The following is a 19,986-nucleotide window of genomic DNA, read 5'->3' as shown; positions in this document are numbered from 1 at the left end:
TGCGGGCGAGTGATCGGCGTTGCAGTGCCAGATTGACGCAACTCAAGAAAAGGTTCAGGAGTGTAGTTTTGCGGATTGTCAGGCGGAATCTTTTTTGCTGGCAGGTATGCCGTCACCGGAAACAAATACATCTCGCACGGTTATTGGATCACCTTCTGCGTTTTGCACCTGAACGGGTTGTATCGGCTGCCCTGTGGCTTTGTCACGCAGATCCAGGGGTGTTTCGTCGGGTGCCGGATTCCACTTGTCTCCCCACTGACGCAGAGCAATAACAACAGGGAACAGATCCCGGCCTTTCTCGGTCAACCGGTACTCAAAACGGGAGCCGTGCTCACCCACATCCACTTTTTTCAGAACGCCGTTATCCACCAATCGGGCCAGGCGGTCGCACAAGATGTTTTTGGCAATGCCCAGCTCTTGCTGAAAATCCACAAAGCGGCGGGTACCGTACATAGCGTGCAGTACGATAAGCAGGGACCACCAGTCACCCACCTGGTTCAGGGCGCGGGCGACGGAGCAGTTGGAGTCATCAAAACGTTTTCTGGCCATGTGAGGAAGTGTACATAATAAGGTTGCATCTTAAAACCAGATTAAATAAAGTTGCGTTAAGAGACCAAATTAGTAAGGTAGCTACCAAGCAGCCATACCACGCTAATTACTTGTTATCGCCAACATCGAATTTTACGGAGTAGCCACTGATGACTACGAACCTGGGCCCCATGTTTCAACCCTTTGATATCCACAACCTCACGCTGCGCAATCGAGTCGCCATGGCACCGATGACCCGCAACTTTTCGCCCAAAGGCGTGCCCGGTGAGAACGTGGTGGCCTATTACCAGCGCCGTGCGGAGGCGGGTGTTGGCTTGATCATCACTGAAGGCACGACGGTGAATCATGCCGGCGCCAATGGCTACCCTAACGTGCCCCAGTTTCATGGTGATGAAGCACTGGCAGGCTGGAAAAATGTGGTAGATGCGGTGCATGAGGCCGGTGGCGTTATATTCCCGCAACTTTGGCACGTGGGTGCCGTGCGCAAGGAAGGTACAGCTCCAGATCCTTCGGTTCCTGGTTATAGCCCTTCGGGCTTGTTTGCGCCAGGCAAGCCCAATGGCAAGACCATGAGCAAGGGCGATATCGAAGATGTCGTCACAGCCTTTGCTGATGCAGCACATGACGCCAAAGCACTGGGCTTTGATGGTGTAGAGATTCACGGTGCTCATGGATATCTGCTTGACCAGTTCCTGTGGGAAGGCACCAACCAGCGGGATGATGAATACGGCGGCAGCATGGAAAATCGCCTGCGCTTCGTTGTAGAAATAGTAGAAGCGGTTCGCCACCGTGTAGGCCCGGAGTTCCCCATCATGCTGCGTTTCTCGCAGTAGAAACAGCAGGATTACGAAGCAAAACTGGTTAACAGCCCGGAAGAGTTGGAACAGTTCCTGAAGCCGCTGGTTGAAGCCGGTGTGGATATTTTCCACGCATCAACCCGTCGTTTCTGGGAGCCGGAGTTTGAAGGTTCCAACCTTAACCTGGCAGGCTGGACGCAGAAGCTGTCTGGCAAGCCCACCATGTCGGTTGGCAGCGTTGGCCTGACGGAAGATTTCATCAGCGGCACCATGGCCAGCAAGCAAGAGTCGGTAGAGCAGTCGGGTATCGATGAACTGGTAGAGCGCATGAACAACCACGAATTTGAACTGATTGCTGTGGGCCGCGCACTTCTGCAAGACCCTGAATGGCTGACCAAAGTGCAGGAAGGGCGGCTTGGCGAAGTGGACGATTTCGCCCGTAAATCACTCACCAGACTGTACTGAGACTGGACTGAATATTTCCTCTCTGTAACAGCACACCCCCATTGCCTGAGCGTATGATGGGGGTGTTTTTTTATGGGAAGAATTTCACAGGAGAGGCGGCAATGTTTTTAAAGAATAGTCTGTCAGTGTTGATGCTTGCGAGCCTGCTGGCGTTTGCGGGTTGTGCGACGGTGGGGAAGGATTTTTCTACACACAATGTTGACCAGATCACCCAGGGTGAAACCACCCGGGCCGAGATTCAGGAAATGTTTGGTGAACCTTGGCGCACGGGTGTTGAAGACGGAAAGCGCACCTGGACCTACGGTAAATATCGTTGGTCAGCCTTTGGCGATGCGGAAACCACCGATCTGGTCGTACGTTTCAATCCCGACGGCACGGTTTCTTCCTACGTTTACAACACCACTGAGTAAGCGGGTTTATTCCCTCAGCCCGATGACCAGTTTGTCGATGCTGTCTTTGGCATCACCAAACAGCATGCGGGCGTTGTCCTTGAAGAACAGCGGGTTTTCCACCCCGGAATAACCCGTTGCCATACCCCGTTTTAAAATCACCACTTGCCGTGCCTTCCACACCTCCAGCACTGGCATGCCGGCAATCGGGCTGCCAGGGTCTTCTGCTGCGGCAGGGTTTACCGTGTCGTTTGCGCCGATAACCAGCACCACATCTGTTGTCGGAAAATCCCCGTTGATCTCGTCCATCTCCAGCACTATGTCGTAGGGCACATGGGCTTCCGCCAGCAGTACGTTCATGTGGCCGGGGAGTCGACCAGCGACGGGGTGGATACCAAAGCGTACATTTACGCCACGCTCCCGCAGCAGCTTGGTCATGTCGCTGACCCCACTCTGAGCCTGCGCCACCGCCATGCCATAACCCGGGACGATTATGACAGAGTCAGCATTGCGTAATTCCTCGCATACTTCATCTGCACTGGTCTCTATAGCCACTTGGTCGCCAGAGCCAGCTGCTGCTGAGTTGCCGCTGGTTTGGCCAAAACCACCGAGGATCACGCTGATAAACGACCGGTTCATGGCTTTGCACATGATGTAACTGAGTATTGCACCGCTGCTGCCCACCAATGCACCGGTCACGATCAACAGGTCGTTGCCCAGCATGAAACCGATGGAGGCTGCAGCCCAGCCCGAATAACTGTTGAGCATCGACACCACCACCGGCATATCGGCACCGCCAATGGCCATGATCAGGTGAATGCCCAGAACAGACGCAATCACGGTCATCAGTATCAGGGCCAGTATGCCCAGCGCCATGCTATCGGTGCTCAGGAACCAGCAGCCCAGCACCACGGATACGGCGATAGCCGCCAGATTCATCAAGTGCCGGCCGGGCAGGGTGAGGGCTTTGCTGTCGATGCGACCGTCCAGTTTGCCGCAGGCTACCAGCGAGCCGGTGAAGGTAACGGCACCAATAAAGATACCCACAAACACTTCCACCAGTTTGATGGTGTGCTCCGCTCCTGTGCTGTGAATCAGCGGATCGATATAGCCGGTAAAACCCACCAATACCGCCGCAAGGCCCACAAAGCTGTGCAGTAGCGCCACGAGTTGTGGCATTTGGGTCATTTCCACCTTGTTGGCAATGACAATGCCAATGCTGGCACCCACTAACACCGCGATCACAATGGCCACAAGCCCACTGTCACTGACGCTGGCCATGGTGGCGACCAGTGCAATGAGAATACCGGCTACGCCATAAAGGTTACCCCGGCGTGCCGATTCCTGATTGCTCAGGCCACCCAGGCTGAGAATAAACAATACGCTGGCGACCACATAGGCCACACTAACGAGTCCTGTACTCATGGTGGTCGTCTCCTATTTGCGGAACATTTTGAGCATGCGATGGGTAACCCGGAAGCCACCCCCAACGTTGATGCTGGCAATCAGCACCGCCACAAACGCCAGAACTCCGACCACGGCATTCTCTGCCTGAGCCAGGTGCAACATGGCACCAATCACGATAATGCCACTGATGGCGTTGGTGACACTCATCAGAGGTGTGTGCAGGGAAGCGGTGACGTTCCACACCACCTGCCAGCCGATAAAACACGCCAGCACGAACACGGTGAAGTGGCGCAGGAAGCTCTCCGGAGCATAGGCGCCAACGCCATAAAGTGCTGCAAGGGTGACTACCAGCACTGCGCCTTTGCTAATCATGCTGCGGCGCTGGGATTCCTTGTGCGCAGCTGCCTTCTGTTCTGCTGAAGGCTCTTCTGTGCCCGGCGCAGGCTTGGGGCTGGTGGGTGTTTGCGGCTGCGGTGGCGGCCAGGTTACGTCCTTGCCCAGCACCACGGTGAGGCCGCGAATCACGTCGTCCTCCATGTTCACTTTTGGTTGGCCGTCTTTCTCTGGTGTCAGTTCAGTTACCAGATGAAACAGGTTGGTGGCATAGAGATCGCTGGCCACCTTGGCCATGCGGCTGGGAAGATCTGTGTAGCCGATCAGCGTGACGTCGTGGTGCTCGACAATTTTTCCGGGCTCGGTAAGCTCGCAATTACCGCCTCGTTCCGATGCCAGATCCACAATCACGCTGCCGGGCTTCATGGATTTCACCATCTCCGCCGTGATCAGTTTCGGCGCCGGCTTACCGGGAATCAGGGCGGTGGTAATGATGATATCTACCTCTTTGGCTTGTTCTGCGAACAGCGCCATTTCCGCCTTGATAAACTCGTCGCTCATCTGCTTGGCGTAACCGCCTGCGCCACTGCCTTCTTCCTCGCCAAAATCCAGCTGCAGAAATTCGGCGCCCATGCTTTCAATCTGTTCCTTCACTTCCAACCGGGTATCAAAGGCCCGAACAATAGCGCCCAGGCTATTGGCGGCCCCCACTGCTGCAAGCCCGGCCACGCCGGCCCCGATCACCATAACCTTGGCTGGTGGCACTTTGCCTGCTGCCGTTATCTGGCCTGTGAAAAAACGCCCGAAGTGATTGGCGGCTTCCACCACCGCACGATACCCGGCGATGTTCGCCATGGCGCTCAGGGCGTCCATTTTCTGGGCACGGCTTATGCGGGGCAGGCTGTCGATGGCAAAGCTGGTGATGTTCCGGCCAGCCAATTGGTTCAGAAGCTCGGCGTTCTGAGCGGGCCAGATGTAGCTGATGAGAAAGCCGCCTTCCTTCATCAGGTCGGCCTCGTGCTTGCCAAGCGTCGGGTTCAGCATGGGTGCGCGAACTTTCAGAATGATATCTGCCTCGCGCCAAAGGGATTGAGCGTCCGCCGCAATGGAAGCGCCAACAGTCTGATAGGCTTCATCGCGATAGTGGGCGGCTTCGCCTGCACCGGATTCAACCGTAACCTCATAGCCCAGGCTGATGAGTTTGTGTACCGAAGGTGGTGTAGCGGCAACTCGCCGCTCGTCTGTGAATATCTCTTTTGGAATGCCGATCTTCATGATGCAAACGCCCTTTGTTTGAACCGATGAACGGAAGGAGAACTACCTTCATCCTAGTGCAAGCTCAGGACTTTGCCTGCCATACGTTCTGTTGCGTACGGCAGAAATCCGGATAAGGCGCTATGCTTTGCGCTTTTGCACATACCGGAATTTTTTCGATGATTGAGATGTTTTTCAGCACCTATATCAGCAGCACCATTCGCTTTCTGTTTCTGCTGGCGCCTTTCTTTGCGGTGTCCATGTTTATCGCCTTGACCCGTGGGCTCCCAGCTGCTGAAAAAGCCTCGATTATCCGCCGGGCGTGCATTGCAGCATCTATCATGGGTGTCTTGTTGTTCTTCGGCGGCCCGGTTCTGTTCAGCGCCATTGGCATTACTCTGAACTCCTTCCGTATTGGTGCCGGCACACTGCTGTTCCTCACGGCCATTAGCCTGGTCACCAGCGGCACCCGCAACCATGCCACCGGCCTGCCCGAAGAAGAGCGTGATGATGTAGCCGTGGTGCCCCTGGCGGTGCCGATTATGATTGGGCCAGCCACCATTGGTGCCATTCTGGTTTATGGTGCAGAGCTCAAGCATGCGCCGGAAGTTGCCGGAGGCCTGCTGGGATTGCTTTCTGGTTTGCTGATTCTGGGCATATTGCTGCACCTGTCCGGGTATCTGGAAAAAGCCTTGGGTAAAACCGGCCTAAACATTCTCTCCAAAATCAGCGGTCTGGTACTCTCAGCCATGGCTGCTGAAATTGTACTGACAGGCATCACAGGCTTTATCGCCAGTTCGGGTTTAATGGGAGCATAAGGGGGCTCAATGTCCGCTGATACCATAGAACACAACCGCAACCGACAGGATTTCTCCGGTATCGACTCGATCTGGTTGTTTGGTTATGGCTCGTTGATTTACAAAGTGGATTTCCCGTACCTGGAAAAACGCCCCGCCTCTATTCAGGGCTGGGCCCGCCGGTTCTGGCAGGGTTCTCACGATCATCGAGGTACGCCGGAAGCACCGGGCAGGGTGGTGACACTGATTGAGACGCCCGGAGCTACCTGCAAAGGCATGGCGTTCCGGGTATCACCGAAAGTGTTCGAGCATTTGGATGTGCGGGAAAAGAATGGCTACCTGCGTTTCACCACAACCTTGACGTTCGATAACGGCAGTCATGGTGAGGGGCTGGTTTACATTGCCACTGAGGATAACGAAGCTTTCCTTGGCGAGGCGCCGGACGCGGATATAGCTCGTCAGATTGCTTCAGCTGTTGGTCCGAGTGGTCCAAACTCCGAATACCTGCTTAGGCTCGCTGAATCGTTGCGCGCACTGGGTGATGAGTGCACCCATACATTCTCGATTGAAGCTTGCCTGAAAACAAACTCTTAAACCGGGTACGAAGCTCCAAACAAGCAGTAGGGGGAGAAACACCTCCCGAAACTGTGCGGAGCCAGGGATGGCGGAGCCAAGCGTACACGGACGTATTTACAGCGTGTTTCGGGAGGTGTTTCTCCCCCTACTGCGTCAGGCCTCCACCGAAGCGACTCGGGACTCGTCCCGGGTAGCAGGATTAAAGCCTCTGGGAGGTGATTTACGGCGCTGGCTCAGGCCGATCATCACCAGCGGTACAACAACCATCAAGCTGCCCACCAGGAACCACCAGTCCGGTACCTCGTTAAACCAGATCCAGCCGATCGCTACAGCCCAGATCAGTCCTGTGTATTCCGCGCTGGTCACCTGATTGGCATCCACTTGCCGGTAGGCCAGCAAAACGGTGATGTTGTAACCCAGAATAAAAAAAGCCGAACCGACCGCGGTTAGCAGAATCTCCGGGTGCCAGGTGGCACCTTGTTGCCACTCCCATAGTGCAAGTAGCCCAGACACCGGGATAACCAACAGGTAGTTGAGAAACAACTTGTGTACCGTGCTCTGGCCCTTGGGCAACTTGCGCACCATCACCGCGTTGATGGCCAGTGTCAGTGCAGACCCCAGCGCGGCTACCGCCGCCCAATTGAACTCCACGGGGCGCAAGATGACGATGATGCCGGCAAAGCCACTGAATACCGCAAGCACACTCAACGGCGACAGTGATTCCCGGAAAATAACAACCGAAAACACCATCACCAGAATTGGTGCCGCGTAAAACACGGCGTTGGCCGTGGCCAGTGGCAGGTTGCTTAAGGCAACGATCATGCACAGCAGACCCACCAGGTGAACGTGCGCCCTGATGGCGTGTACTTTGATGCCGGAAAACAGGTTGTTCCGGTCGATCTTGCGGGCCAGCGGAAGCAAGAATACAAGGGTGATGAGGCAGCGTAGAAAAGCGAACTGCAGAATTGGTGCGCCTGGCTCCATGAGTTTGATAAACACATCAGATATCAGCGCCATGGCGTTGCCAAGCACAAGCAGAAGAATTGCGCTGTTTACAGTTTTACCTGACATCGTTTTATTACCTGATACACGGGTGATGGATAAAGCGCGCACATGGAAAGTGGCAGTTACAGTCTACTTGCGTTTTAATATCCGATAAAATGATGTTTATTGACGAGGTATTAGATAAATAGATAATGAAGCTGCCACCATTAAGAGCGCTGCCCGTATTTGAGGCTGTAGCCCGCCTCAATAGTTTTTCACTGGCCGCTGAAGAGTTGTCGGTAAGCCAGAGCGCCGTAAGCCATCAAATCAAACAGCTTGAAACCTATCTTGGCGAGCAGCTGTTCTGGCGAGGTGGGCGCACGCTCTCGTTAACCGACGAGGGGCGGCAGTATCTCGATGCCGTCAGTACAGCCTTGCTGCAAATCGAACGGGCCAGTGAAAAACTGCTGGGGCATGAAGAATCCAGGTTGCGGCTTGCGCTCTTCAGTTCCTTTGCCGTTCGTTGGCTGGTGCCGCGGCTGCCAAATTTACAGCGACAACATCCGCAAGTAGAGCTGGCGTTGGAGATGACCAGCCAAAACCCAGTGCTGTCTGATCGGGTGGCAGACTGTTTTATCACGATTAATCGGGGCTCTCCGGCCTACAGCTACGAGCTTTTGTACGTTGAGCAGCTCTTTCCCGTATGCAGCCAGGATTATTGGCAGCGCATTTGTAGGGAGTTGGGTCGGGAAGCGAATGCGGCAGGGCGCGATGAGCCGGCCATGACCACGGCGGAAGTGGCCCGCTTTCCGCTGCTATCCACTCACAGCATTTACGACAAGGCCGCTGGAGACTGGGAAGCCTGGTATCAAACAGTGGATGAGTCCATACCTTCCGGCACGCGCGTTCAGCACTTCAGTCACATGCTGCTGGCGTTGGAGGCGGCGCGCCACCATCAGGGTATCGCTCTGACCAACGATTACATGTTGAGTACCCGCAAGGATTCCGAAGAATTTGTGCGCTTGCCGTGCCACCCGTTGGCGACCGGCGACCGGTTCTATTTTGCCTGGAAAACCAGCCGAAGAAGAGAGCGAAGCATACAGTTGCTGAGAGGTTGGCTGGTGGATGAGGCCATCAGAGGGGGACTCAGGTCACAATGATATGAAATTGACCCTTTGTGTTGGCCTTTCCGGCGCTAGTGCTATCGGAGAATGATCTTGCAGCGGGTATCCTTGCCTCAACAGAAATAAAACTGCGCTTCACGCAGCCGTTGTAAACAGGAACCCAACATGTCATTAAATCGTCGCCAGTTTCTCCAATACGCTGGCGCCCTCGGAGCTTTGGGTGCGCTTGGCAGCCAAGCCGCACTTGCACAAGTTCTCAACCCTCAACGCATGCAACCCTGGCGCAACTGGTCGGGTGTGCAGACCTGCTTGCCAGCAAGCCAGGTATCCCCAAAAACGTTGGATGAGCTGGTTGATGTTATTACCCGCAGCACCGGAACCATCCGCCCGGTTGGGGCAGGGCACTCCTTCAGCCCGCTGGTGCCCACGGACGATACCTTGCTGTCCCTCGGCTATTTTGGCGGCATGTTAAGCCACGATTCGGCAACCCACCAGGCGGAGTTTGGTGCGGGTACCTCCATGGCACTCATGGGCATGGCGCTGAATGAGGTGGGCCAGGGCTTCATCAATATGGCTGATATAGATCACCAAACCCTGGGTGGTGCCGTTGCGACATCTACCCATGGTACCGGCATCAAATACGGCTCTTACTCCAGCTACATCAAAGGGTTGCAGTTGGTCACTGCGAGCGGAGAGGTATTGGATTGCGATGCCACCCGTAACCCGGAAGTGTTCTACGCCGCGCGCGTGTCTATGGGCGCGCTGGGGGTAATCACTAAACTCACCATGCAGAACCGGCCAAGCTATCGTCTGCGGGAAACCATGTGGGTGGCCAAAACAGAAGACTTGCTGGCGGATATCGATAAGCATGTTTCCGAAAACCAGCATTGGGAAATGCTGGTGATTACCCATTCAGCCTATGCCCTGGCGATTGCCCTGAATGAAACCGAAGAGCCGGCTACACCAGCGGTTAACAAGGCAGAAAGCGGCGGCAATGAATTTGTCACACTGCTGGAAAAGCTGGATAAATACGGCAGTGACTTTCCATCAGCCCGCAGGTTCCTGCTGAATAACCTGCGGCACTTTGCCACCTTTGATGAGCGTATTGGAGAGTCCTACGAGATCTATTCCAACGTGCGCTCGGTGCGCTTTAACGAAATGGAATACTCAGTGCCTGCGGAGCATGGCCCGGCCTGCCTGCGCGAGATTCTGCAGCTTATAGAGCGCAATGATTTGCCCACCTGGTTTCCTCTGGAATACCGCTATGTGCAGGCCGATGACGTGCCATTGAGCATGTTCCAGGGGCGCGATAGCTGTGCCATATCTGTGCACCAGCATTACAGCATGGATTATCACAACCTGTTTGCGGCCATAGAGCCGATCTTCTGGAAGTACGACGGCAGACCCCACTGGGGCAAACTGCATACGCTGAATGCCCGCCATCTTGAGAAGCTATATTCTCAGTGGCGTGAGTTTACGGGGGTGCGCGAGAGCCTCGACCCTCAGGGCAGGTTCCTGAATGCCCACTTGCGCTCAATACTGAGTGCTTAAAGGAGACAGTATTGTGAATCGTCGTGGTTTTCTGTTCACAGGCCTGCTGGGAAGTGCGGCCATACTGACTGGTGCTGCCTTGCTGCGTCCTGCTGACAAGGGCAAACCTTACACAGCTTACTTTGAAGCTTTGAACGCGGAGCTGAAGCGCGCCGGGCCCATGCGGCCTGTATTGGTAGTGGATCTGGACCGCCTGGATCACAACATTGATGTGGTTAAAGCCTCCCTGCAGCGCAGCGGCAAGTCGTTGCGCCTGGTTGAAAAGTCGCTGCCGGCGCGTGGTTTGTTGGAGTACATTGCCAACCGTACTGGCACAGACAAGCTGATGTCGTTTCACCAACCCTTCCTGAACCAGACCGCCGACTACTTTCCACAAGCAGATATATTGCTGGGTAAGCCGCTGCCAGCCCGATCCGTTGAGGTGTTCTACCAGCAGCATCAGGGGCAGACTGATCCTACAGCGCGAATCCAGTGGCTGATTGATGCGCCTGAGCGCTTGCAGGAGTACCTGCAAATAGCACAAGCACGGAACAGCAAGTTCCGGATCAACATTGAGCTGGACGTAGGCCTGCACCGCGGCGGTGTGGCCGATATGGATGCCTTGAATGCGTTACTCGGTTTGATTGCCGATAACCCGGAGCATCTCGAGTTCTCGGGGTTTATGGGTTATGACCCGTTTGTGGGCATGGAGTTGCCCTCGGTTCTTGGTTCTCCGGATATGCTGCTAGGCAAGGTGATGACCCGCTATCAGGGCTTTGTTGATTTTACCAAGAACCACTACCCGGCATTATGGAAGGATGGGCTAGCGCTCAATACGGCTGGCAGCCCCAGCTATCGGCTGCATGAAACTGAAACCCTGAGTACAGAACTGGCGGTGGGCTCTGCCATGGTAATGCCCACCCACTTTGATTTGCATTCATTGAGCGATCATATTCCCGCGGCGTTTATTGCCAGCCCGGTGCTGAAATCCACAGGGCTGGTGAATATTCCAGCGCTTGATGGGAAATCCAGAATCTTCTCATGGTGGGATGTTAACCAGCGCGCCAGCTACTTTATGTATGGCGGCAACTGGCTAGCGGACTTTGTTGCGCCAGAGGGCCTTCAGAGCAATAGCCTGTATGGCAGGAGCTCGAACCAGGAGTTGGTGACGGCCTCGCCGGGAGTGGGGCTAGAAGTGAACGACCAGGTATTTTTGCGCCCGCAACAGAGTGAGGCGGTATTGCTGCAGTTTGGCGACATACTGGCGGTGCGCAATGGAAAGATTGTTGATCACTGGCCGGTATACCAGGACGGTTCCCGGGCATAGTCGCTAAGACATAAGGGCAGTGGTCAGCGTTTTCAAATGCTGGCCACGGCCCTTGAGATTACTTGACTCCAGGGCGCTCAACCACTTTTCGCTTGCCCTTGGCGCACCGAGACAGTGCCTTTAGACCTTCTTCATCGAAGGCATCTACCCGTATAACGTCGTACAGGGCGGTCAGAGCTTCCTCAAGCTTTTCACACTCCTCTGCCTTCACCGAGCCTTCGGAACAGGCCCAGTCCACCAGTTTTTTGCGCTCATGGCCCATCAGTAGCGTAATTTCGTCCAGATCATCTTTATCACGATTGCGAATGGCTTCGTGAAGGCGCCCGCGTACATCGGCGGTTTCGTTTGCCAGCTTGTAGGCATTCAGAACCCGACCAAGTGGGTCCTTCGGATCCATTGTGGTGTAAGCGCCGCGGCTGATGCGCTGGCGCAGCGGTGTGTCTTTAACGATGCTGGCAGCCACTTGGGCGCCAAGCTTGTCATCCGGCCCGTTCAGACCGGTCGCACCCAGCGGGAACACCAGCAGGCGCATTGGCCAACGTAGAGCAGGTACCGGGAACTTGGTGATGGCTTCACGCATGGAGTGCTGCAAGTCCTGCAGGCAGGTTTGCAGGCACCATTCCACCAGCGGGCGCTGGTCGGCAGGGTAGCCTTCCTCGTGCCACTGCTTGATTACGGCCGTCGCGTAATACAGCTGCACCAGGCAGTCTGCCATGCGCCCGGAGAGGCGCTGTCGGGCTTTCAGACCACCGCCCACGGAGAGCAGGGTTACATCTGTCATCAGTGCAAACGCCGCCGAGAAGCGGGCAAGCTGGCGGTAATATGAGCGGATGTTTCCTTGCCGTGGCACGGTTTCAAACAACCCGCCGGAGAGGGCAAGAACAAAAGCCCTCAAAGCGTTCCGCGTGGTGTGAGCCAGATGTTTGTAGAAGATGCCGTCGAACTTCTTCGCCGCCTGATCTTCGTCTTCCATGTCAGCCGCTGCAATTTCATCAACAATAAACGGGTGGCAGCGAATCGCACCCTGGCCAAACACCATCAGGCTGCGGGTCAGAATGTTTGCGCCTTCCACAGTAATGCCAATGGGTACAGCGTTATAGGCGCGGGCCATGAAGTTGCGAGGGCCAGTTATTACGCCGCGCCCGGCGACTACGTCCATGGCGTGGTTGATCACTATCCGCATCAGGTCTGTGTTGCGGTATTTCAGCAGGGCAGACGGCACCGCTGGCCGCACGCCTCTGTCCAGCATGCCGGAGGTCAGCAAGCGTGCTGCATCCATCATGTAGGTGTAGCCGGCAATGGGTTCCAGAGCCTCCTGAACACCTTCAAACTGGCTGATGGAGCGACCAAACTGTTCGCGGGTATAAGCGTAGGAACCGGTTGCCAAGCTGGCAACCTTGCCGGCACCGGTGCCCAGCGCGGGCAGGGAAATGGAGCGGCCAATGGACAGGCATTCCAGCAGCATGGTCCAGCCTTTGCCGAGCATATCCTGGCCGCCGATTACCTGATCCATGGGAATAAACACCTCGGTGCCCCACGTCGGCCCATTCATGAAGACGGTATTCATTGGCAGGTGTCGAGCGCCTGCGTGCACGCCTTCGGTTTCCCGCGGCACCAGAACACAGGTCACGCCTATGTCTTCGTTATCGCCCAGCAGATTTTCCGGGTCGTACACCTTGATGGCCAGGCCAATCAGCGTCGCCACCGGTGCCAGAGTGATATAGCGTTTGTTCCAGGTAACTTTCAGGCCCAGAACTTCTTCGCCGTTCCATTGGCCTTTGCAAACAATGCCTTTGTCGGGAATGGCGCCTGCGTCTGAACCTGCAATGGGCGATGTGAGTGCAAAGCAGGGAATCTCTTCGCCACCGGAGAGCCTTGGCAGGTAGTGCTTTTTCTGTTCGTCGGTGCCGTAATGCATAAGCAACTCACCCGGGCCGAGGGAGTTGGGAACCATCACGGTGACCGCAGCGGATACGCTGCGGGTAGAAATCTTCATGACGATTTCAGAGTGGGCCGTGTTGGAGAAGCCCATGCCGCCGTCTTCTTTCGGAATCACCAGGCCGAAAAAGCCGTTCTCACGGATAAACTTCCAGACCTTGTCCGGCAGGTCGTACTCTTCGTGGGTTATCTTCCAGTCATCGAGCATGCCGCAGAGTTTTTCTACCGGGCCATCAAGAAACGCCTGTTCTTCGCTGGATAGGTGTGCGGGCTTTGCATCCAGCAGTTTTGACCATTGCGGCTTGCCGGAAAACAGTTCGCCATCCCAATCCACAGAGCCGGATTTGAGAGCTTCCTCTTCCGTTGAAGATAGTTTGGGAAGGCGGCTGCGAACCCAGCCCAGCAGTGGGCGGCTGAATTTGTCGAGGCGCATTTTGCTGGGGATAACCAGAATCAGGGCAAGCGCAAGAAAAAGACCGCCAAATAGAATGCTGGCAATGTGCCACTCGTCCTGGAACAGGCCAATCAGGGTTGCGATAGACATCACCACAGCGGCTGTAGTGCCGCCAACTCCCACATAGATCAGAATCAGGGCACTGATGAGCAGAAAAAGTACACTCACGGGCAGACCTCCATATCGTGGATCAAATTCGGCGAATTTCAGTTTAACCTTCGGTCAAAGTTTCCCCACATGCAAGGGCACCGTTGCTAATCACAGTATAGACGGTAATGGTTTCAGGCATTCACTATGTCCTCAGATGTACCCCGCGGCAAAGACCAGCCCTAGCACAATGGGCATAACAACCAGACTACCAAGGTTACTTAACAATACGAGAGAGGCCACTTTATGGGGTTCTTGCTGATACTGCTCAGCCACCATGTAGTTGAGCACTGCAGGTGGCAGCGCGGCGAATACCCATAGTGAGGCGATTTGAAGGCCGGGGAGATCCAGCAGTGCAATCATCGGCCAGGCCAGCAATAGCCCACTGACCGGGCAGGCGATGGCGCCCAGCATGCCCAGTTTCCAATCGCTGAAGTCGATATCCAGCATGCGCACCCCGAGGGTAAACAACATCAGCGGAATACAGATTTCCCCGAGCATGTTCATAGAGTGCAATAGCCAACCTGGCAGAGTAACGCCGCCAAGGTTAACCGCCAGCCCGGCGATACTGGCAAATACAATGGGCAGTCTCAGGCGCTGCAAAATGGAGGTGTGCGGGTCGAGCATGTACAGCCCCACAGAAAAATGCAGCAGCATCTCCACAATGAATAGCACGATGGCTGCGGGCAGCGCCGCTTCACCAAAGGCCAGAACCAGCAGCGGAATGCCCATGTTGCCGGAGTTGTTGAACATCATGGGGGGTAAAAAGGTTTTCAGATTCAGGTTGAGCACCCGGGCCAGCGGATACAGAACAATGCCGGAACCGAGCACCACAACCGTTGCGGCGAGGGCCAGCCCGGCATAATCCTGCAGAGGCGCTTGCTGGTCGGCTAGTACCGCAAACACCAGCATGGGCACAAACAGTTCCATGTTCAGGACGTTTAATCCACGAATATCCGGGGTGCGAAACCGGCCGTAAAGGGCACCGCAGCCAGCAATAAGGAATACCGGCAGCAGGGTTGAAAGAATCTGGCCAATCATCAAAAGCTCCAATAGGCGCCGCAGGTTGGTTGCGGTGGTAGTGTTACCCGACCACAATAGCCCGGATACCTGGATTGCTAATCGGTTATGGAGTTTACCAGTGACAAGCCCTTTTGATCAGCCTCTTAATCGCCAAGATACTTGCTCGGTAAAACTCGATGATCGCAAGGCGGTATTTGGTCGTGAGGATGTGATTCCAGTGTGGGTGGCAGACATGGATTTCGCCGCGCCAGAGGCCGTCACTCGCGCGCTTTCAGAGCGCGCTGCGCATCCGGTTTATGGTTATACGCTTTTCCCCGATAGTCTGTACCAGTCAGTGATGGACTGGTTTCGTGAACGGCACGGTTGGGAAATCAAACGCCACTGGATATTAATGGCCCCGGGGGTTGTGCCGTCCTTGCATGCAGCCTGTATGGCGTATGCCGGACCGGGGGGAGGCGTGATTGTTCAGCCGCCAGTGTACCCGCCGTTTTTCAGCTCAGTTCGTTTGAGCGGGCGCGAGATTATTGAAAATCCGTTGGTTTGCGATGAAACCGGTTACTACCGGATGGATCTGGAGCATCTGGAAGCTTGCGCTGCGCGCCCGGATGCCCGCCTGCTGATGCTGTGCTCACCCCATAATCCTGTTGGCCGCATTTGGTCGGAGCAAGAACTGGAAGCTGTTCTGGATATAGCCCGGCGCCATGATCTGGTGGTCATTTCAGATGAAATCCACTGCGACCTTACCTTTGCCGATATGCCCAGGCACCGGATGCTGGCCACACTTGCGCAACCGAACGATAGGCTGATTACGGCTATCGCGCCCAGCAAAAGCTTCAACATACCAGGGCTTGGGCTGTCTGCGCTTATCATTCCGGACAGAGAAAAGCGCAGTGCCATGCAGGCGGTGTTCGATTCCCTGCACCTGCCCCAGTGCAATCCATTCAGCATTGCAGGATTTGAAGCGGGTTACCGTTCTGGTGGGCCTTGGCTGAACGATCTGATGTCATATTTGCAGAAGAACCGGGATTTTGTGGTCGACACGGTGAATGCACGCTTGCCCGGTATAACAACTCGTGCGCCAGAAGGAACCTATCTGGTGTGGCTGGATTGCAGAGGAATGGGGTTGGACGATGCGGCATTGAAGCGGTTTTTCGTGCAGGAAGCCGGAGTGGGGATGAACCCTGGCGTCTCATTTGGTGAACAGGGCAGCGGTTACATGCGGCTCAATATTGGCTGTCCCAGGGCTGTGCTGGCCGACGTGTTGCAGCGCATTGAGTCGGCTTTAGAAGGCGGCCAGCTTTAGCCCTGATTATTACTCTCCTGGCACCTTGGCTTCTGTACCTATGTGGTAGGCGGCAAAGCCGGCCATGACCACCTGATCTACCGCCATGCCAATTATTCGGCCATCACTGTTGGAATGAATGGGGTACTGGGCATTGGTGATCGGGTCGGCGACATAGCCAAGAATCTGACCCTTGGACACTTTCGCGCCCAATTTAACCTTGCTGAACAGAATGCCGCCGTCGTTTGCCCGCACCCACGCAGAGTTGTAATACACGGGTTGTGGGTCGCCCCATACGAACATCCGCGAGATCATGCCCTGCTTTTCCATCAGGCTGGTGAGGCTGTTCACACCTGCCTTGATCTGATGCTCCTGGATACGATGGGATTCGCCAGCTTCCAGGGTTACTGAACGAATGCCCACATCAACCGCAGCAGTGCGAAGCATTCCGGGCGATCCACTGCTGTGCACCACCGCCATGCGGTCAAACCCGCGGGTAAATTCTGCCACCGTGGGGTTGTTCATATCAGCACGAAGCTGCGGCAGATTGGTTCGCTTCAGTGAACCGGTATGTATATCCACCAGCATGTCGCAGTGCCGGATAATATTTTCGAAAAGCGAGTAGGCAATCCGGTCTGCCAGACTGCCATTCGGCCGGCCGGGGAAGTGCCGGTTCAGGTCGCGGCGATCCGGCAGATAGCGGCTACCCTGCTGAAATCCGGGCAGGTTCACAATAGGGATGCCCACCACGCTGCCACTGAGCTTTTCCGGATCAAGGTCGTACATCGTTTGGCGGATAATTTCGATGCCGTTCAGCTCGTCGCCATGGATGGTGCCTGTCAGGCACAGGGTTGGGCCGGTGTTGACACCGTTAACCACCAATACCGGTGTGGGCTGCGACAGGCCGGCAATCTGAATGCCCGACGACCAGGCCAGGCGCGTTGATGTACCCGGTAACACTTCGCTGCCAAGCAGAGCCAGATTTTTTGCGGGCTGTGGACCTTTAATTTCCGGTTCGGGTGCAGTGTCTTCTGGAGCGTCGGCGTCAGCGACGGCTACTGGCTCTTCGGTGCTTGGGCTTTCCTGGATGGCAGGGTCTTTCGGCGGTTCAGGAGTAGGTGCAGGCGCAACTTCCTTCAGATCAATATTGGGCGCTACTTTCTTCGGCTTTGGTGAGCGCTTTGGTTTGGGTGCCTGTGCAGCTTCTTCAGCTTTAGAGAGCGCTTCCGCTGAGGGCATATCGGGCACTTCCCGTCGTGGCTCTGAGCGCTCTACATCCTCAACGTTTTCATCGTCCGCCAATTCTGCCAGCAGAATCTCCTGGATTGCCGGCTTCTGGCTGCTGCTTTTCGGTGGGTCTGCCAGTGAAACAGAAGGCATGGCCAAGATGAGCACGCAAAAAGGCGTTGTCAGAGCGGTCAGCATTTTCAGCCTGTAAAACAGCATGATTCCTCACGGGTCGTTCACGAAGGCCCAAGGATAAAGGTTGGCCGAGGGTCATGAAATGGCAATAACACAGGTTTAATGCCATCTTCATGGTGCAGACATGAACATTGTTGCCAATAATAGTTATGGTACGCAGGGTACATGCGAACCTGATCTATCCAGTTATATCCGACCGAGGGAGTTAACTATATGGACTTTTTGCGAATTATTATTGCCATTCTGTTACCGCCACTGGGTGTGTTTTTGCAGGTGGGTATCGGAAAACACTTCTGGATCAACATACTGCTGACGATTCTTGGCTATATCCCGGGTATCGTGCACGCGGTGTACATTATCGCTAAAAAATAGAAACTGGCAGGCACTTTGCGCGCCTGCCAGTGGGCTGGGCTCAGGTAGTCTTTGTGGCTTGCCAGAGCCCGTCTTCCTGCACAGCGCGGCCATCTGCTTCCAGCTTCAACAAGTGCGCCAGCGCTGAGCGGGCTGCAATGCCATGAATGGCCGTTGGCACATCGCCATAGGCTTTGCTGGTGAGGTCTTTCAGGTTCACCGGTGACAGCTGGTCGAGTGCGCGCGCAATCTTATGCTCCCTGGCCAGCCGGTGAGTGATCAGGTAGTCGATGATCGCTTGCGGTTGCCCCATCACGAATCCGTGGGCAGGGGCAATGAAGCGGATTTTTTCGGCAAACAGGTCGTAGAGCGATTCCAGATAGGCCTTCATGTCGCCGTCCGGAGGGTTTATAACCACCGTTGAGCCCTGCATGATGTGATCCCCTGAAAACAGAAGCTGCTGTTCCTCCAACAAGAAGCACAGGTGGTTGGAGGCGTGCCCTGGTGTGTGCAGAACCTTGAGAATGCCCGCATCGGTTTCGATCAAATCCCCGTGCTCGGGTTGTTGGTCGGGTGCAAATTTATGGTCCTGGCCCGGGCCATCTGGTGCAGATCGGCCGTAAACCCGACAGCCAGTTTTCTCCTTCAGCGCCCGGGTGCCCGGGGAGTGGTCCAGATGGGTATGGGTGACCACCACCGAATCAATTTTGCCTCCAGTGACCTCAAGAATACGTTCTATGTGCCCTGCATGGTTTGGGCCCGGGTCGAGCACGGTAAAGCGGTCGTGGCCCAGAATGTAGGTGTTGGTGCCTGGGCCGGTCATCACGCCGGGGTTAGGTGCTGTAAGGCGAATCACGCCTGCGGCGACTTCAACCGCCTCACCGGGAATAATTTCTGCTTTGGTACTGCCTTCCCCTTCCGGGTCCAGCTTGACGGCCTCCGCGTAAGCCGGCGAATCCGGCTCCAGAAGCACCGGCTTGCCACGGCGAATCGCCGGCCAGGGCTGGCTTGGGGAGGGTTCGGGCGGGTTGGCCCAGGCGTAGCGCATGAGGCTGTCTACAGAATCAAAGTCCCGTAGAACCCTGAGTGTTCCCAGGGTGGGTAGCGTCATCAGGCGCGTGCCGGCACGCTGTTCTTGCAGTGCTAGTTCCGGGCGTATCCATACGTGATCGATGGTTTCCTCGCCATCATGGCTCACGTACTGGTTTTCGGGGGCTTCGGTTACGAAGAACCGGGTATCAAAACGCCGGGGAGGGCCGGGAGGGGTAATCCAGTGGCTCAGGTAAGCCAGTCTATCCAGCGGGATTGTAAGCTGGTGACGCTGGCACAGTTCAGCCAGGGGTAACTCGCCTTTGAATACGGCTTTGCGGTCATCGTGGGCCGGGTGGTCTCCGCCGATGAGCTGCCGGTCGGCATCCATTGCCACCAGTACGCCGGCTTCCTCAAAGCATTCGCGAACAGCCGCCAGCATATAATCCGCGCCGCCTTCACTCAGGCTCATGGTGTGGCTGATTTCCGTGTCTTTCACGCCCGCTGCGTGCAGGCGCCCTTGGGATTCCTGCTCATCTACCGCGCCGCCTGGGAACACATAAAAGCCGGGCAGAAAAACGGCGCTCCAGGTGCGTTGTAGCAGCAACACTTCGATGCCTTCGCGGGTATCTCTTACGAGTGCCAGAGTGGCCGCAGGGCGAATATCCATAGAGTTTCCATTGTTCAAAGCCGTAACCTCCGCTTGCCTTTGCATCCAGCGCGAAAAAGCTGAATTCAGCGCTGAAAGATCAGTACTGACGATAACCGATTTGTGCAATAAGATCATTGAGATGAACGTCGCTGCACA

16 protein-coding genes and 1 pseudogene are annotated in these 19,986 nt (G+C 55.6%); 9 read left to right on the top strand and 8 right to left on the bottom strand.

Annotated features, from left to right (window positions below):
• Positions 1 to 78: 78 nt before the first annotated feature.
• Positions 79 to 549, bottom strand: a complete 471-nt coding sequence (locus RG807_RS14500) for a winged helix-turn-helix transcriptional regulator (RefSeq protein WP_309045523.1) — start codon at positions 547 to 549, stop codon at positions 79 to 81.
• A gap of 149 nt (positions 550 to 698) precedes the next feature.
• On the opposite strand from RG807_RS14500, the pseudogene RG807_RS14495 reads away from it, so the two are divergent.
• Positions 699 to 1,811: pseudogene (locus tag RG807_RS14495) on the top strand (NADH:flavin oxidoreductase).
• 101 nt (positions 1,812 to 1,912) lie between these two features.
• Positions 1,913 to 2,221, top strand: a complete 309-nt coding sequence (gene bamE, locus RG807_RS14490; RefSeq protein WP_309045522.1) for an outer membrane protein assembly factor BamE domain-containing protein — start codon at positions 1,913 to 1,915, stop codon at positions 2,219 to 2,221.
• Between the two features lie 6 nt (positions 2,222 to 2,227).
• On the opposite strand, the gene pntB is transcribed toward bamE, so the two are convergent.
• Both pntB and RG807_RS14480 read right to left on the bottom strand, forming a co-directional pair.
• Complete coding sequence (gene pntB / locus RG807_RS14485; RefSeq protein ID WP_309045521.1) at positions 2,228 to 3,625, bottom strand: Re/Si-specific NAD(P)(+) transhydrogenase subunit beta; 1,398 nt, start codon at positions 3,623 to 3,625, stop codon at positions 2,228 to 2,230.
• Positions 3,626 to 3,637: 12 nt separating this feature from the next.
• Positions 3,638 to 5,215, bottom strand: a complete 1,578-nt coding sequence (locus RG807_RS14480; RefSeq protein WP_309045520.1) for a Re/Si-specific NAD(P)(+) transhydrogenase subunit alpha — start codon at positions 5,213 to 5,215, stop codon at positions 3,638 to 3,640.
• Between the two features lie 158 nt (positions 5,216 to 5,373).
• On the opposite strand from RG807_RS14480, the gene RG807_RS14475 reads away from it, so the two are divergent.
• Both RG807_RS14475 and RG807_RS14470 read left to right on the top strand, forming a co-directional pair.
• Positions 5,374 to 6,012, top strand: a complete 639-nt coding sequence (locus RG807_RS14475) for a MarC family protein (RefSeq protein WP_200202425.1) — start codon at positions 5,374 to 5,376, stop codon at positions 6,010 to 6,012.
• Positions 6,013 to 6,021: 9 nt separating this feature from the next.
• A complete protein-coding gene (locus tag RG807_RS14470; RefSeq protein ID WP_309045519.1) occupies positions 6,022 to 6,585 on the top strand; it encodes a gamma-glutamylcyclotransferase in 564 nt (187 codons plus the stop codon).
• 135 nt (positions 6,586 to 6,720) lie between these two features.
• Here RG807_RS14470 and RG807_RS14465 read toward each other — a convergent pair whose 3' ends face one another.
• Positions 6,721 to 7,638: a DMT family transporter gene (locus tag RG807_RS14465; protein ID WP_309045518.1), complete on the bottom strand. Its 918-nt coding sequence runs from the start codon at positions 7,636 to 7,638 to the stop codon at positions 6,721 to 6,723.
• A 125-nt stretch (positions 7,639 to 7,763) separates the two neighbouring features.
• Between RG807_RS14465 and RG807_RS14460 the strand changes: the two genes are divergently transcribed.
• From RG807_RS14460 to RG807_RS14450, 3 genes are all read left to right on the top strand, one after another.
• On the top strand, positions 7,764 to 8,711 hold the full coding sequence (locus RG807_RS14460; protein ID WP_309045517.1) for a LysR family transcriptional regulator: 948 nt from the start codon (positions 7,764 to 7,766) through the stop codon (positions 8,709 to 8,711).
• A gap of 129 nt (positions 8,712 to 8,840) precedes the next feature.
• Complete coding sequence (locus RG807_RS14455; RefSeq protein ID WP_309045516.1) at positions 8,841 to 10,226, top strand: D-arabinono-1,4-lactone oxidase; 1,386 nt, start codon at positions 8,841 to 8,843, stop codon at positions 10,224 to 10,226.
• 13 nt (positions 10,227 to 10,239) lie between these two features.
• Positions 10,240 to 11,532, top strand: coding sequence for a DSD1 family PLP-dependent enzyme (locus tag RG807_RS14450; RefSeq protein ID WP_309045515.1), 1,293 nt, complete (start codon positions 10,240 to 10,242; stop codon positions 11,530 to 11,532).
• A gap of 58 nt (positions 11,533 to 11,590) precedes the next feature.
• On the opposite strand, the gene RG807_RS14445 is transcribed toward RG807_RS14450, so the two are convergent.
• Positions 11,591 to 14,092, bottom strand: a complete 2,502-nt coding sequence (locus tag RG807_RS14445) for an acyl-CoA dehydrogenase (RefSeq protein WP_309045514.1) — start codon at positions 14,090 to 14,092, stop codon at positions 11,591 to 11,593.
• Positions 14,093 to 14,224: 132 nt separating this feature from the next.
• Positions 14,225 to 15,112: an AEC family transporter gene (locus tag RG807_RS14440; RefSeq protein WP_309045513.1), complete on the bottom strand. Its 888-nt coding sequence runs from the start codon at positions 15,110 to 15,112 to the stop codon at positions 14,225 to 14,227.
• A gap of 100 nt (positions 15,113 to 15,212) precedes the next feature.
• Between RG807_RS14440 and RG807_RS14435 the strand changes: the two genes are divergently transcribed.
• Positions 15,213 to 16,397 (top strand): MalY/PatB family protein, encoded by a 1,185-nt coding sequence (locus tag RG807_RS14435; protein WP_309045512.1) that lies wholly within the window; start codon positions 15,213 to 15,215, stop codon positions 16,395 to 16,397.
• A gap of 9 nt (positions 16,398 to 16,406) precedes the next feature.
• On the opposite strand, the gene RG807_RS14430 is transcribed toward RG807_RS14435, so the two are convergent.
• Complete coding sequence (locus RG807_RS14430) at positions 16,407 to 17,822, bottom strand: succinylglutamate desuccinylase/aspartoacylase family protein (RefSeq protein WP_309045511.1); 1,416 nt, start codon at positions 17,820 to 17,822, stop codon at positions 16,407 to 16,409.
• A gap of 189 nt (positions 17,823 to 18,011) precedes the next feature.
• On the opposite strand from RG807_RS14430, the gene RG807_RS14425 reads away from it, so the two are divergent.
• On the top strand, positions 18,012 to 18,170 hold the full coding sequence (locus RG807_RS14425) for a YqaE/Pmp3 family membrane protein (protein WP_100638698.1): 159 nt from the start codon (positions 18,012 to 18,014) through the stop codon (positions 18,168 to 18,170).
• 40 nt (positions 18,171 to 18,210) lie between these two features.
• Here RG807_RS14425 and RG807_RS14420 read toward each other — a convergent pair whose 3' ends face one another.
• Positions 18,211 to 19,848 carry an MBL fold metallo-hydrolase gene (locus RG807_RS14420; protein ID WP_309045510.1) on the bottom strand — a complete coding sequence of 546 codons (1,638 nt, stop codon included), beginning with the start codon at positions 19,846 to 19,848 and terminating at the stop codon, positions 18,211 to 18,213.
• Between the last annotated feature and the right edge of the window lie 138 nt (positions 19,849 to 19,986).

The sequence above is a fragment of the Marinobacter sediminicola genome, assembly GCF_031157525.1.
Classification (GTDB): domain Bacteria; phylum Pseudomonadota; class Gammaproteobacteria; order Pseudomonadales; family Oleiphilaceae; genus Marinobacter; species Marinobacter sediminicola.
The sequence above is the reverse complement of the archived record's forward strand: the minus strand, read 5'-3'. Positions and strand labels throughout refer to the sequence as shown.

Coding starts and splice junctions, on each gene's coding strand:
- RG807_RS14500 (WP_309045523.1), bottom strand. CDS start 549: ATGGCCAGAAAACGTTTTGATGACTCCAACTGCTCCGTCGCCCGCGCC.
- bamE (WP_309045522.1), top strand. CDS start 1,913: ATGTTTTTAAAGAATAGTCTGTCAGTGTTGATGCTTGCGAGCCTGCTG.
- pntB (WP_309045521.1), bottom strand. CDS start 3,625: ATGAGTACAGGACTCGTTAGTGTGGCCTATGTGGTCGCCAGCGTATTG.
- RG807_RS14480 (WP_309045520.1), bottom strand. CDS start 5,215: ATGAAGATCGGCATTCCAAAAGAGATATTCACAGACGAGCGGCGAGTT.
- RG807_RS14475 (WP_200202425.1), top strand. CDS start 5,374: ATGATTGAGATGTTTTTCAGCACCTATATCAGCAGCACCATTCGCTTT.
- RG807_RS14470 (WP_309045519.1), top strand. CDS start 6,022: ATGTCCGCTGATACCATAGAACACAACCGCAACCGACAGGATTTCTCC.
- RG807_RS14465 (WP_309045518.1), bottom strand. CDS start 7,638: ATGTCAGGTAAAACTGTAAACAGCGCAATTCTTCTGCTTGTGCTTGGC.
- RG807_RS14460 (WP_309045517.1), top strand. CDS start 7,764: ATGAAGCTGCCACCATTAAGAGCGCTGCCCGTATTTGAGGCTGTAGCC.
- RG807_RS14455 (WP_309045516.1), top strand. CDS start 8,841: ATGTCATTAAATCGTCGCCAGTTTCTCCAATACGCTGGCGCCCTCGGA.
- RG807_RS14440 (WP_309045513.1), bottom strand. CDS start 15,112: ATGATTGGCCAGATTCTTTCAACCCTGCTGCCGGTATTCCTTATTGCT.
- RG807_RS14430 (WP_309045511.1), bottom strand. CDS start 17,822: ATGCTGTTTTACAGGCTGAAAATGCTGACCGCTCTGACAACGCCTTTT.
- RG807_RS14425 (WP_100638698.1), top strand. CDS start 18,012: ATGGACTTTTTGCGAATTATTATTGCCATTCTGTTACCGCCACTGGGT.
- RG807_RS14420 (WP_309045510.1), bottom strand. CDS start 19,848: ATGGATATTCGCCCTGCGGCCACTCTGGCACTCGTAAGAGATACCCGC.